Raw genomic sequence first — 13499 nt, 5'->3', positions numbered from 1 at the left:
GCTTTCCCAATACCTGATGACTTATGTTGAAACAAATATCCTTATTAATCCTGTGTGCGGTGGCAATCGTTTTCTTTGCTACTCCTGTGCATGCTTGTACTTCTGCTGTTGTATCGGGTAAAGTGACACCCGACGGGCGCCCCCTGCTTTGGAAAAACCGTGATACGGACTTTATGCGAAATCATGTTGACTATGTGAAAGGCGAGAGGTATGACTTTATTGCTGTAGTGAATAGTGCCAATGCATATCTGAAAGAGGCATGGATGGGAACTAACTCTGCAGGATTCGCTTTGATGAATACACAATCGTATAACTTGGTGGATGTAAAAGGCGATGAAGAACGGGGAGCAGCCAATGGGCGTGTTATTTATCGTGCACTTGAAGTTTGTGCTACGGTAGAGGACTTCTGTCATTTTCTGGATACCATTTCCAAGCCCAGTGATATCGAAGCTAATTTTGGTGTAATCGATGCACAAGGTGGGGCAGCTATGTTTGAAGTAGATTATTATAAATATGTGATGTATGATGCCAATAATCCGAAAGATGCTCCTTATGGTTATATTGCCCGTACCAACTTCTCTTTTGCAGGTAAAGTGAACGAGGGTGCCGGCTATGTGCGCTATATGGAAGCAGACTAGGTACTGATGAAGGCTTCGGCTACAGGTAGTATTACCCCACAGTTTATTTTCAATGATTTATCGCGTTCGTTCCGTAACCGTATGCTGGATATTGATTTGCGTAGCGGGGGGTATAATCGTCCTCAGGCATCGGGCTGGTTTGTAGATCAGGACTTCATTCCGCGTAGCAGTACATCGTGTTCGGTGGTGGTACAGGGGGTAAAACCGGGTGAGAAGGCCGAACTGACTACCATGTGGACACTGTTAGGTTATCCTCCTACCGGTATAGCTGTCCCGCTGTGGGTGAAAGATGCCGGAAAACTCCTTCCCGGAATGGTACGTTTCAACAAAGAACATGAGGCAGCTCTGCTCAGTGATTGGTCACTTCGCTTGGCAGACAGAGTTTTCAGCTATAAGCAGGGAATGGGCACCGGACGTTATCTGAATTGGGAGAGGTTGTATAGTCCTGGGAAAGGTGACGGTTATATGACAGTGATTACTGAAGTGGAAGATGAAGTATTCCGTACGACGAAGCCATTGCTGGAAGAGTGGTACAAAAAAGGAAGCCTCGATACCCAAGCAATACCGAAGCTGTACGATGAACTGGAGTCATCCATTAGAATGATTTATCAAAGTTTACTGGAATCAGAATAGAACTTACATTACCGAACGGAGGTACGCTAGTATCTCCGTTTCTTGTTCCGGATGGAACCAACGGATTTCTTCATCTCTCCTGAACCATGTCATTTGCTTGCGCGAATAGATGCGGGAGTTCTGTTGGATTTTCTCTATGGCAAAAGGCAAGGTCCATTCTCCGTCCAGATATTTGAACATTTCTTTATAACCTACCGTATTCAATGAATTAAGTGCCCGGTAAGGATATACCTTTCTGGCTTCTTCTTCCAGGCCATCCTCTATCATAATCTCTACCCGTCGGTTTATGCGTTCGTAAAGTTCTTCCCGATCGCGCGTCAATCCTATTTTGATGATGCGGAAGGGGCGCTCTTTTTTCTGTTGGGTGCGGAATGAAGTGTAAGTTTTTCCAGTCATATAGCATATCTCCAGTGCATGGATTACACGTTTAGGATTCTTCAGATCCACTATTCTGTAGTATTCCGGGTCGAGTAACTTTAGCTCTGCGCACAATCTTTCCAGACCTTCCGTTTCATACTTATGCAGCATCACTTGGCGTGTTTCAGTATCCACGGTCGGAATATCGTCAATGCCTTTGCAAACGGCATCCACATACATCATAGAACCACCGGTAAGTAATACTGTGTCTTGCTCGGTGAATAAAGTTTCCAAGAGTCTCAGTACCTCCGCTTCGTATTGGGCGGCACTGTAGTAATCGGTGAGTTGCAAGGTTCCTACAAGGTGATGTTTCACGCGTTGCAGTTGCTCGGGGGTAGGGGCTGCCGTCCCTATTTTCAAATCGGCGTAGAGTTGCCGGGAGTCTGCGGAAACGATGCAAGTTTGGTAATGCTCTGCCAGCCGCAGGCTGAGTTCGGTCTTTCCGACTCCGGTCGGTCCAATAAGCACTATCAGGGTTTTCATACAGATATTATGTAAAATGGTTTCAAAGATAAAATGGAGATTATCCTTTAGACACAGATTACGCGGATAACACGGATTCTAAACTAAAAAAATCTGTGTAATCCGCGTAATCTGCGTCTAAAAATATACTATAAAGAGTATGGTTCCTCTCTTGGTATATTCAAATTTAGAATTTTTCTTCCTCAAACGATGCTGTGCCACCTTCACCGCCTCCCATATCGAATCCTTCCTGGTCGAATTCTTCCAGATCAAAGTCTTGATCTCCATAGAAGTTTTCATCCAGATCGAGTGATCCGCTGTTGGCTGCCATTTCTTCGAAGTCAATAGTCTGTTTCGGGGCATCGCCTTCCTTCTTGGTACATTTGGCACCTTTCATTTCCTTTCCGGTAATGATCTCGGAAAGTTCAATAAAGAAACAGCGTTCTGTCATGTAGTCGAACACATAGAGTAACTTCTGCTTTTCATCTTCTATCAGTTCGCTGATAGTGGTGTCTTTCATTACCCAACTGTCCATTTCCGGATTGTCATCCATCTCTTCCAGTGTGATTTCCTTTTCTTTTTCCCAATCATCATCACAGATGAAGAAAGAAGTCATCTGGTCGTTAGTATAGCCTACTGACTTCACTATAGCCTCATGGAAGTCGTAGAATGTAGCTTCCGGGTCAATTTGTATTTCTCTTACGAAGTCGTCCACTTCATCGGAGATAAGTGTAAATCTGTATATCATATTCTAATTACTTTATCGTTTTATCACCTAATAATACCACGTTCGGAGTCACGGATGAAGCTGACAATGTATTCTATTTCCGGGCTCGTCGGAATTTCTTCTTCTATTTTCTTTAATGCATCTGAAGTGTTCAAGCCACTTTGGTAAATGATACGGTATGCATTGTGTATGTTCTCAATGGTTTCATTGGAGAACCCGCGACGACGCAACCCGATAATGTTGATACCACTGTAAGCAATCGGTTCCCGACCTGCAATGATGTATGGCGGAATATCCTTACTGAAACGGCACCCGCCTTGTATCATGCCATATCCACCTACACGGCAGAATTGATGCATCAATACATTAGCGCTGATAATGGAGAAATCGTCTATAACTATCTCACCTGCCATTTTGGTAGAGTTACCTATGATACAGTAATTACCGACAAGAGCGTCATGAGCTACATGCACACCTTCCATCAACAGGTTGTTGTTACCAATAATGGTTCTGCCTTTGGCAGCCGTACCGCGATTGATGGTGACATTTTCACGAATGGTATTGTTGTCACCGATTTCAGCGGTACTCTCTTCTCCCTGAAATTTCAGATCCTGAGGGATAGCACCGATAACAGCTCCCGGAAAAATAGTATTTCCATTGCCGATACGTGAACCGTACAGAATGTTGGCATTTGCCATAATCTTGTTGTTATCGCCGATTACCACATTCTTGTCGATGAATACAAAAGGAGCAATCTCTACGTTTTCCCCGATTTTTGCCTCGGGATGAATATACGCTAAGGGACTTATCATGCTTTGAATTATTTGTTCTTAACTATTTGTGCCATAAACTCTGCCTCGCAAACCACTTTCTCGCCTACGAACGCATAACCTTTCATCGTGGAAATGCCACGGCGGATAGGTGCAAGTAGTTCCACACGGAAGATAAGGGTATCACCCGGCACTACCTTCTGACGGAACTTCACACCATCTATCTTCATGAAATAGGTAGAATAGCGTTCGGGTTCGTCTACGGAGTTCAATACAAGCAGGCCACCTACCTGTGCCATAGCTTCAACCTGTAATACACCCGGCATTACCGGTTCCTGTGGGAAGTGTCCTTGGAAGAAAGGCTCGTTGGCGGTGATATTCTTCACGCCTACAATATAATTGGCACCTATTTCAATCACCTTGTCCACTAATTGGAATGGGTAACGGTGCGGCAACAGTTCGCGGATACGGTTTACATCCATGATGGGTTCGCGGTTACAGTCGTAAGTCGGAGCCTGTATATCGTGCAGGCGGATTTCCTTACGCATCTGGCGGGCGAACTTGTTATTAATGGTATGTCCCGGACGGGTAGCGATGATACGTCCCTTGATGGGTTTGCCTATCAAAGCCAAGTCACCGATTACGTCGAGCAGTTTGTGACGGGCACATTCATTGGCCCATACCAGTGGTTTGTGGTTGATGTAACCCAATTGTTTGGCATCCATGTGGGGAACCCCCATTACGTCGGCCAGTTTATCGAAGTCTTCCTGAGACATTTCACGTTCGTAGATTACGATAGCATTGTCCAGATCCCCCCCCTTGATAAGGCCGGCTTGCAATAATGGCTCTATTTCGCGTACAAATACGAATGTGCGGCTGGCAGCTACTTCGTCTTTGAACTTTGACATATCCTCCAGAGTTGCAAACTGGTTGGGAATGATGGTCGAGTCGTAAGATACCAGCACATTCAGACTGAAGTTCTCGTCGGGCAACACGATGATGGAAGAACCAGTCTTTTCATCGCGGAACTCGATCTTTGACTTGATAATATAGAAATCTTTAACGGCGTTTTGTTCTTCTGTACCGACGCGCTCTATCTCTTTTGCATAGTATTGGGCGCTACCGTCCAGAATGGGAAACTCGGGACCGTTGACTTGTATCAGGCAGTTATCGATACCTAAGGCATAGAGGGCTGCCATGCCGTGCTCTACAGTACTAACCTTCACGCCATTCTTGGAAAGAACAGTGCCGCGAGTGGTTTCAGTCACGTTGTCCGCAACCGCATCAATGATAGGTTGTCCCTCCACGTCGGTGCGCTGGATTTTATATCCGTGGTTGTCCGGAGCCGGATTGAAAGTAACGGTCAGGTCAAGTCCCGTGTGAAGACCTTTACCACTGAGGGAAAAACTGTCTTTCAGAGTCTTTTGTTTCAACATTTGTTACTTATTTATTTGTTGTTTTAATTCATTCAGTTCTTTACGGAGCTGGCGGAGTTCTGTTAGCATATCCGGCAGGTTCCGTTGGGCAACGGAGGCTTTAAAGTATTGTTTCAGCTCCATGGGAGGAGTACCGATTAACTGGCTGCCATCCTTAATATTACTGGGAACACCGGACTGTGCTCCGAGGTTCACTTTATTTCCGATATGGATATGTCCTGCAATGCCTACCTGACCGCCGAACATACACCATTCGCCTATCTTGGTAGATCCTGCAATACCCACTTGCGCCGCCATAACAGTGTTTGCACCGATTTCGTCATTGTGGGCTACCTGTATCAGGTTGTCCAGTTTCACACCTTTGTGTACGATGGTTGCACCCATTGTAGCACGGTCCACGCAAGTGTTTGCGCCTATCTCTACATTGTCTTCCAGTATTACGATACCGATTTGAGGTATTTTTTCGTAACCTTCGGGAGTTGGAGCGAAACCAAAACCATCCGCACCGATCACACTGCCGGAATGCAGGATGCAATGATTGCCTATCCGACAGTCATGATAAATGGTTGTATTGGCATATAAGATACAATCGCTGCCCACTTTGGCACCACTGCCTACGGTAGCATGCGGATGTATCATTGTATTGTCTCCTACTTCTGCATACTCACCAATGCAAGCAAAGGGCGCAATGTAAACATCCTTGCCAATCTTTGCAGTCTCGGCAACGAAAGCCAACGGATCAATACCCACACGCTTAGGCTTACTTTGTTCGTAAAGGTTGAGCAATTTAGCCAAACTTTCGTAGGCATTATCCACCTTAATTAAAGTGGTTTTTATTTCTTGTTCAGGAACGAAGTCTTTGTTTACCAGTACAATACTGGATTTTGTTTCGTAGATGTAAGATGTATATTTGGGGTTGGACAGAAACGATATAGCACCGGGGATGCCTTCTTCTATCTTGGCAAAAGTATGTACAGTTGCATTCTCGTCTCCAACGATTTCTCCTTGGATAAATGTTGCAATTTGTTTAGCAGAGAACTCCATTGTCTTATTCTTGTTAGATGGTTTCAAATCACAAATAACGGACTTTTTTTTTATATTTCCTTGTCCTTGGGTGAATATTTTATACTTACCTATGCAAACGTTGGTAGCAAAGATAGTATTTTTTTACCTTTTTAGAAAGTAGGGAAATGTTGAGCATGTCCGATGCTTCAGCAATATTCTTGATACTTCCGTCTTTATAAAGGATATCAATACTATCGTCTGCCGGGTCGTACATATTCTTCTCGATGCTGGGGGTAGAGACGAAATAGCTCGCTTCAGAGAGGGGTATGTCCAGTTGCTGACTGATTTGCAAAGTTAACTCTTTTTTCCTTTCTTCACATATTGGTTCGGTAGAAATTTCCACTTTAAAGATATTACGGTTGATCATACCGAGGCTCAGCGTGGATAAAACCTTGTCACTGTGGGTGCTCCAGACCTTTAATGCGGTCCATATATCATTGTCGTCCAGTTGGATAAAGTTCTCCAGGCACTCCGGATTGTTATAGAAAGTTTCCTTGTTGATATCGTTGTAAAGGAAAAAACGCAATGCCGGTGAAGCAAATAATTCTACACCTTTGCTTGCTAATTCTTTAGCACGGAGCAGGGCGCTAATGAGCATTTTCTCGTATGCCACGGATGTTTTGTGCAGATATACCTGCCAGTACATCAAGCGGCGGGCTGTGAGGAAGTTCTCAATGGAATAGATACCTTTGGATTCTACTACGAGATGGTCTTCTTTCACATCGAGCATCTTGATGATGCGTGCCGAACCGATGTTACCTTCCGTTACGCCGGTGTAGAAACTGTCGCGGCGAAGGTAGTCCATGCGGTCCATGTCGAGTTGTCCGCTGACTAGCTGGTGCAGGAACTTTTTGGGGTATTCGTCCTTGAATATCTGGATGGCAAGTGTGAGTTGCCCGTTCATTTCTTTGTTGATACGTTCCATCAGCATGAGAGAGATATCTTCGTGGGATATGCCCTGTACGATGGTATTTTCCAGTACATGAGAAAAAGGACCGTGTCCGATATCATGCATCAGAATGGCCGCCTGCACGGCTTCGGCTTCACTGTCGAAAATGAAGTTCCCTTTGCTGGTGAGGTGCTGGATAGCTTCGCTCGTCAAATGGAAAGCCCCCAACGAATGTTGAAAGCGCGTGTGCTGTGCACCGGGATAAACCACAGACGACAAACCCAGTTGCTTAATGCGGGTTAAACGCTGCAAGAGAGGATGCCGCACGATGTCGTACAGCAACCCCTTCGGAATATTGATGAACCCGAATACCGGGTCGTTAATGATCTTTCGTTCGAACACGTTGTTAGTGATTAAGGGTAGGTGATAAGTGATTAGGCGTTAATCACTCCCTTCAACTGTTCCGCCATTTGCTGTTGCACTTCCTTTGCGGCATTACGTGCAGCTTCTGCAAATTTCTCAGTCTTATCCACATAAATGATGCCACGGCTGGAGTTCACAATCAGTCCACAAGTGGAGTTCATGCCATACTTACAGACTTCTTCCAGTGAGCCACCCTGTGCACCTACACCCGGCACAAGCAGGAAATGGTTAGGAACAATCTTGCGGATATCTTCGAAAGCACGGCCTTGTGTAGCACCTACCACATACATCATCTGTCCATCGTTAGCCCATTCCTGAGACTTGCGCAGTACTCTTTCGAAAAGGCGTTCACCGTTGGGGTCTTCTGTTAACTGGAAGTCGTGTGAGCCTTTGTTGCTTGTTAGTGCTAGGAGGATTACCCATTTGCCTTCGTAAGTCAGGAACGGGGTAACACTGTCCTCACCCATGTAAGGGGCTACGGTTACAGAGTCGATGTCCAGTTCTTCAAAGAAAGTGCGGGCATACATGGCAGAGGTATTTCCAATGTCACCACGCTTTGCATCGGCAATGATGAATTGGTCGGGATAGTTCTCCTTGATATACTTCACGGTCTTCTCGAAGGCGATCCAGCCTTTCACACCCATACTTTCGTAGAAAGCGAGATTGGGTTTGTAGGCGATGCAAAGGTCGGCTGTTGCATCGATGATGGCTTTATTGAAGGCGAAGATCGGGTCTTCTTCTTTCAACAAGTGTTCCGGGATTTTCTTGATGTCTGTATCCAGACCTACGCAAAGGAATGATTTCTTACGCTTGATATTTTCAAAAAGTTGTTGTTTGTTCATATTGGATATATTTAGTCTGTTTATGATTCGTTTTACTATTTCTTGAATAGATAGCCGTTTATATTCAGTAAAAGAGCCTCGTCTCCTTCTTCTTGATAATCTAAAGAGAAACCTGTCAGTATGAAGAGGCACTTATCAGAGTTACATTTGAATTGTGCAGGAGGCATTTCACCATATTTATAACGTTGAAGTGCTTCAATGTTTTTAAGGTCAATGTATGCCGTATCGTTCATTTCATCTGTCCGCGTACCGAGAGAGGCGAGCAATACTCCTGTTTCTATATACTTATGTGGAATTTTGAGTTGCCTGCTTGATTCCGGTATGATTACGAAATGGCTGTATCCCTTAGGAATCTCGATGCTTGTCTGTGAGGATGCCTGACCATTGTATGATACAGCCCGGTTACCGTCTGCAGCTTTATCGTTATCGGCCGCTTTATTACTGTTCTGACCGAAACGGTTTTGGGCATAATAGAATGATGCGTCTTTGTCTACAAGGTCGGCTATGCTTTTCCGTCCGAACCAGTAGTGCAGATAACGGAGTCGGTCGTTCACTTGCAATGCGGTCTTTGCCGGAAGTGAATCCAGCCAGTTGTCGTACTGGTTGCGTGAGAGGGGCAAGTCTGTTTTACCGCTTCGTGCCAGTTCCTTCTCTACGCTATGGCGCATGACGTTCCGGGTGATGCTTGCATAGTTCACCGGCAATACGGAAGTCAGCAGGAAGATGGTGGAAAATGAGATAGGAATCCAACTGATGCGGCGTGCCTGGGTGAAGACCAATCCGAAGCAAACGATATAACACCAGATATTAAGTGTAATCAGATAAAGTCGGTTGATTGTGACACCATAATCGTTGAAGCGGCGGATGATACCGACTGTCATTAATATCAGTAACGGGAGTACCAGGGCAGGCAGCCAGCGTGCAATCCATTCATTTATGCGCTTTGATTCACTGACCCGTGCCGGATACAGTCCGAATTCAATGGCGATACATCCCGCCATGAGTGCCACTACGAGCCAAGATACCCAGCCTGTAGGTAGTTCCCAATTGATAAGGATGCGGGTGGCATAGATATAGAGTACAAGCAGATACCCTGCCATGAGCGGGAGAAAAAGGAAATGTATCGTTCCGTTCAGGAACTCTGATGGTTGCGGTTCTTGGTTGTGTTTTAATTCGTCTTTGGGCAACATGCCGAGAAAGAGTAGCATCGGGAGCAATACACTACATATAGTAAGGATATACAGGTAGCATTTCCAACTCACATCCACATCGAAGAGCTGGTGGAGTGAAAAGACGAGCAGGCTTATTCCACCACTCATAATCAGTCCCACCACGTTTGCCGTGACAAAAGCCCCTACAGTGTAGGAAGCAAAGTTCCAGCTCGGAATGTCATTCTTTTCTTTGGTGAATGAGAGGAAGAAGACTGAAAACCACAAGGCGAGGATAGCCGCTCCGTGAGCTATGCTTATTTCTGTGAGCGACCGCTCCGGAGAGAGGCTGTAGAGATACACTGCGTCGGCAATAAGCAACACATGCATCATAATATGCACACTGATCCCTTTTACCCGGTTCTTTATTTCTTCGCTCCACAGATGGAGAGTGAGTGAGAGCAGGGTGCCGACAGAAAAGTAATAACCCAGAACCAGCGTAAGTTTTCTTTCATCCTCCATTTCGGTAGATACCAGATAAGCCAGATAGGCGGTAAGTGCAAGGACAAAACATACTGTAGTTGGAAAACGTTTCAGGCAATTCTGAAATGCTTCCGTCAGAGTATGAAATGCTTTATTTAAAAACTGTCCTTTCATTTGTTCTGCCGTTGAAGTTTCCGGGGCTACGTCTTTCCTTTGGGGTTACAGTTCACTTTCTTTCAGCCGTTCTGCATTTTCCGCTACAATCAAGTGGTCTATACAATCTTGAATATCGCCATCCATGAAGGCGGCAAGGTTATAAATGGTATAGTTGATACGATGATCAGTGATACGTCCTTGCGGATAGTTGTAGGTACGGATTTTAGCGGAACGGTCTCCGGTAGATACCATTGTTTTTCGTTTGGAGGCAATATCGTCCAGATATTTCTGATGTTCCTTGTCGTAAATGAAGGTACGCAGACGTGAGAGGGCGCGTTCCTTATTCTTCGGTTGGTCGCGCGTTTCGGTACATTCTATCAGGATTTCCTCAGAAACACCCGTGTTGGGGTTCTTCCAGACATAGCGTAGACGCACACCGGATTCCACCTTATTTACGTTCTGTCCACCGGCACCGCCGCTTCGGAAAGTATCCCATTTGATTTCGCCTTCATTAATTACTACATCGAACTCTTCTGCTTCGGGCAGCACGGCTACGGATGCGGCGGAAGTATGTACACGCCCCTGAGTTTCAGTAGCCGGAACACGCTGTACGCGGTGTACACCCGATTCATATTTCAGCGTTCCGTATACATTATCGCCCGTAACGCTGCAAATAATTTCCTTGAATCCGCCTGCTGCGCCTTCGTTGACGCTGGATATTTCCATCTTCCAACCTTTCGTTTCGCAGAATTTGGTGTACATGCGGAAGAGGTCTCCGGCAAAGATTGCGGCTTCGTCACCACCTGTACCCCCGCGGATTTCAAGGATGGCGTTCTTGCTGTCCTGTGGGTCGGCAGGTACGAGGAGGAGCTTGATATGTTCTTCCAGTTCCGGCTGGCGTGCCTGACAGGCATCCAATTCTTCGCGAGCCATTTCCCGCATTTCCGGGTCTGTTTCATTAGTGATGATCTCTTTGGCTTCCTCGATGCCGTTCAGCACCTGGATATATTCTTTGCGGGCATCCATCAGGTCACCCAGTTCTTTGTACTCTTTGGTGAGTTTAACGTAGCGCTTCTGGTCGGCAATCACTGCCGGGTCTGTAATCAGCGTCGATACTTCTTCGAAGCGGGCAACAAGCCCTTCGAGTTTCTCTAATATGGTATTGTTGTCTGCCATTTATTTTATTTGCAAAGTTTTTGTACCCATCCATATCTCCGGGTGGCGACGCCATAAGTTATGGCACACCAACCCAACAATGCAAGTATACGCATGAACAGCCTGAAAGAAAATGGTTTTACTGATAACTGTTCCCACGTATCATACCCCATATCTGCAGTGATAAAAAGGCAGAAGAGGCAGCATAAGATATAAATCAGTTTCTTCATTGAATTAGTATTTGAATTCTCCGAATTCGCTCTTGATAATCAGTTCTTTCTGATTGCTTTCTTCAATATGCCCCACAATCTGAGCATCAATACCGAAACTCTTGCTGATGGCGATTACCTTTTCGGCATGTTCGGGTGACAAGTATACTTCCAGTCTGTGTCCCATATTGAATACCTTGTACATCTCTGCCCAGTCCGTATTGCTCTGCTCTTTAATTGTTTTGAACAAAGGAGGAACGGGGAACAGATTATCTTTAATCACGCGGCAATTATCACTAATGAAATGCAGTACTTTCGTTTGTGCGCCACCAGAGCAGTGTACCATACCGTGAATTTCAGGGCGAAGTGCATCCAGTAATTTCTTCACTACCGGAGCATACGTGCGGGTAGGGGAGAGTACCAGCTTGCCTGCATCCAGCGGACTACCTTCTACGGTATCCGTCAGTTTCAGACCACCGGAGTAGACTAGTTCTTCAGGTACTGCCTTGTCATAACTTTCTGGATATTTCTCTGCCAGATATTTGGAGAATACATCATGACGGGCACTGGTCAGTCCGTTGCTACCCATGCCACCGTTATATTCTTTTTCGTAAGTAGCCTGTCCGTAAGAAGCCAAGCCTACAATTACATCACCCGGACGGATATTGGCATTATCAATCACATCGCTACGCTTCATGCGGCAAGTTACAGTACTATCTACGATGATGGTACGTACCAGGTCGCCTACATCGGCAGTTTCACCACCTGTGGCATATACGCCTACACCCATCTCGCGGAGCTCGGCGAGCAATTCGTCCGTACCGTTGATGATGGCGGATATTACTTCGCCCGGAATCAGCAATTTGTTTCGTCCGATGGTAGAGGAAACCAGGATGTTATCTACTGCACCTACGCAAAGCAGGTCGTCGATATTCATAATCAGTGCATCCTGTGCAATACCTTTCCAAACAGAAAGATCACCTGTTTCTTTCCAGTACATATAAGCCAATGAGGACTTTGTGCCTGCACCGTCGGCGTGCATGATGTTGCAATATTCCGGGTCACCGCCCAAAATGTCGGGGATAATTTTACAGAAAGCTTGCGGGAAAATACCTTTGTCAATGTTCTTGATGGCATTGTGCACATCTTCTTTAGACGCGCTGACACCACGCATCATGTATCTTTGGTTACTCATGAGTTGATATGTTTTTTCAATTGAATGTGCAAAAGTAGCGATTATTTTGCTTATAGCCTTGAGTTTGCATAAGAAATTAACCGAACCCTACTTCTTTACTTTCAGTCGCTCCCAAATTGTTTTTTTTCGGGACATTCCCATTAAGACAGTTCCCATCAGGCAACAAGCGCAGCGCAGTTCTTGTTTGGACAGTGCATTCAGATTATTCGTAATACTGGATAAGGGGTAGTTCTCTTTGAAAAAGGAAAATGCATCGGCTGAGTTTTCTAAGTCGGTTTTCATCTGGCAGGAGCAGGTAAGAAGTTCATCCATCGTGTTATAAGTTTTAAAGGGGTAGTCGTGTGTTCCTACTTCTCTAATGTAAAAAAAGAGACGTGGGAACTATTGGCATATTATTCCTTCCCAAAGGCTCTGGTAAACCCGTCAAGCAAATAATAAGCAATAGCCCCACGCCAGAGTGTATATAACAAAGTTATACGCAACCCGGACGTGGAGACCTTCACTTATTATCCGTGCTTGTAAAAATTTACCAGACTTTTAGGAAGACGAATAATAAAATGATATCTCCAAATCGGAAAATATATTTCTTTTCCAACGAAAGAAATATGCAGCAAAGATACAAGTTTTTATTAAAAAAGTATGCATAGAGTGGAATAGAAATGAACTATAAATCTTTATAGTTAACCTTACTGAACAGTGATCTCTAAGTGAAGCATTTGTTGCTATTATATTGAGAATATTTTGCCATCGTATTGGCAATCTTTTGCCAACACGATAGCACAACTTTGCCAACACAGTGGCACGGCTTTGCTGGCATGGTGGCACAACTTTGCCAATGCGGTGGCAAAAAA

At 45.1% G+C, this 13499-nt stretch carries 12 protein-coding genes and 1 pseudogene; 1 reads left to right on the top strand and 12 read right to left on the bottom strand.

Annotated features, from left to right (window positions below; genetic code table 11):
- Positions 1–23: 23 nt before the first annotated feature.
- Positions 24–1271: pseudogene (locus DW182_RS10145) on the top strand (carcinine hydrolase/isopenicillin-N N-acyltransferase family protein).
- 3 nt (positions 1272–1274) lie between these two features.
- Here the strand turns inward: DW182_RS10145 and miaA are convergent.
- The 12 genes from miaA to DW182_RS10090 form a co-directional block, all read right to left on the bottom strand.
- A complete protein-coding gene (gene miaA, locus DW182_RS10140) occupies positions 1275–2171 on the bottom strand; it encodes a tRNA (adenosine(37)-N6)-dimethylallyltransferase MiaA (protein WP_118295422.1) in 897 nt (298 codons plus the stop codon).
- Positions 2172–2337: 166 nt separating this feature from the next.
- Positions 2338–2898, bottom strand: coding sequence for a hypothetical protein (locus DW182_RS10135; protein ID WP_118215909.1), 561 nt, complete (start codon positions 2896–2898; stop codon positions 2338–2340).
- A gap of 23 nt (positions 2899–2921) precedes the next feature.
- The gene (lpxA, locus tag DW182_RS10130) at positions 2922–3689 is read right to left on the bottom strand and encodes an acyl-ACP--UDP-N-acetylglucosamine O-acyltransferase (RefSeq protein ID WP_007212551.1); all 768 of its coding nucleotides are present in this window, start codon (positions 3687–3689) and stop codon (positions 2922–2924) included.
- Positions 3690–3697: 8 nt separating this feature from the next.
- Complete coding sequence (locus DW182_RS10125) at positions 3698–5083, bottom strand: bifunctional UDP-3-O-[3-hydroxymyristoyl] N-acetylglucosamine deacetylase/3-hydroxyacyl-ACP dehydratase (protein WP_007666781.1); 1386 nt, start codon at positions 5081–5083, stop codon at positions 3698–3700.
- A 3-nt stretch (positions 5084–5086) separates the two neighbouring features.
- Entirely contained in the window at positions 5087–6127 is a 1041-nt protein-coding gene (gene lpxD / locus DW182_RS10120; RefSeq protein WP_118295421.1) for a UDP-3-O-(3-hydroxymyristoyl)glucosamine N-acyltransferase, read from the bottom strand.
- 85 nt (positions 6128–6212) lie between these two features.
- On the bottom strand, positions 6213–7439 hold the full coding sequence (locus DW182_RS10115) for an HD domain-containing protein (RefSeq protein WP_118295420.1): 1227 nt from the start codon (positions 7437–7439) through the stop codon (positions 6213–6215).
- 32 nt (positions 7440–7471) lie between these two features.
- Positions 7472–8302 carry an orotidine-5'-phosphate decarboxylase gene (gene pyrF / locus DW182_RS10110; protein WP_118295419.1) on the bottom strand — a complete coding sequence of 277 codons (831 nt, stop codon included), beginning with the start codon at positions 8300–8302 and terminating at the stop codon, positions 7472–7474.
- Between the two features lie 35 nt (positions 8303–8337).
- Positions 8338–10107 (bottom strand): DUF4153 domain-containing protein, encoded by a 1770-nt coding sequence (locus DW182_RS10105; RefSeq protein WP_118295418.1) that lies wholly within the window; start codon positions 10105–10107, stop codon positions 8338–8340.
- A 45-nt stretch (positions 10108–10152) separates the two neighbouring features.
- The gene (gene prfA / locus DW182_RS10100) at positions 10153–11265 is read right to left on the bottom strand and encodes a peptide chain release factor 1 (protein ID WP_118295417.1); all 1113 of its coding nucleotides are present in this window, start codon (positions 11263–11265) and stop codon (positions 10153–10155) included.
- Positions 11266–11270: 5 nt separating this feature from the next.
- Positions 11271–11474, bottom strand: a complete 204-nt coding sequence (locus DW182_RS22065) for a hypothetical protein (protein ID WP_147400119.1) — start codon at positions 11472–11474, stop codon at positions 11271–11273.
- 4 nt (positions 11475–11478) lie between these two features.
- Entirely contained in the window at positions 11479–12648 is a 1170-nt protein-coding gene (locus DW182_RS10095; RefSeq protein WP_118295416.1) for an AIR synthase-related protein, read from the bottom strand.
- 87 nt (positions 12649–12735) lie between these two features.
- On the bottom strand, positions 12736–12960 hold the full coding sequence (locus tag DW182_RS10090) for a hypothetical protein (protein WP_118295415.1): 225 nt from the start codon (positions 12958–12960) through the stop codon (positions 12736–12738).
- Between the last annotated feature and the right edge of the window lie 539 nt (positions 12961–13499).

It is taken from the genome of Bacteroides sp. AM16-24 (assembly GCF_003471885.1).
GTDB lineage: Bacteria > Bacteroidota > Bacteroidia > Bacteroidales > Bacteroidaceae > Bacteroides.
Note: the sequence above shows the minus strand (reverse complement) of the source record. Positions and strands in the feature narration are given on the sequence as shown.

Coding starts and splice junctions, on each gene's coding strand:
- miaA (WP_118295422.1), bottom strand. CDS start 2,171: ATGAAAACCCTGATAGTGCTTATTGGACCGACCGGAGTCGGAAAGACC.
- DW182_RS10135 (WP_118215909.1), bottom strand. CDS start 2,898: ATGATATACAGATTTACACTTATCTCCGATGAAGTGGACGACTTCGTA.
- lpxA (WP_007212551.1), bottom strand. CDS start 3,689: ATGATAAGTCCCTTAGCGTATATTCATCCCGAGGCAAAAATCGGGGAA.
- DW182_RS10125 (WP_007666781.1), bottom strand. CDS start 5,083: ATGTTGAAACAAAAGACTCTGAAAGACAGTTTTTCCCTCAGTGGTAAA.
- lpxD (WP_118295421.1), bottom strand. CDS start 6,127: ATGGAGTTCTCTGCTAAACAAATTGCAACATTTATCCAAGGAGAAATC.
- pyrF (WP_118295419.1), bottom strand. CDS start 8,302: ATGAACAAACAACAACTTTTTGAAAATATCAAGCGTAAGAAATCATTC.
- DW182_RS10105 (WP_118295418.1), bottom strand. CDS start 10,107: ATGAAAGGACAGTTTTTAAATAAAGCATTTCATACTCTGACGGAAGCA.
- prfA (WP_118295417.1), bottom strand. CDS start 11,265: ATGGCAGACAACAATACCATATTAGAGAAACTCGAAGGGCTTGTTGCC.
- DW182_RS22065 (WP_147400119.1), bottom strand. CDS start 11,474: ATGAAGAAACTGATTTATATCTTATGCTGCCTCTTCTGCCTTTTTATC.
- DW182_RS10095 (WP_118295416.1), bottom strand. CDS start 12,648: ATGAGTAACCAAAGATACATGATGCGTGGTGTCAGCGCGTCTAAAGAA.
- DW182_RS10090 (WP_118295415.1), bottom strand. CDS start 12,960: ATGGATGAACTTCTTACCTGCTCCTGCCAGATGAAAACCGACTTAGAA.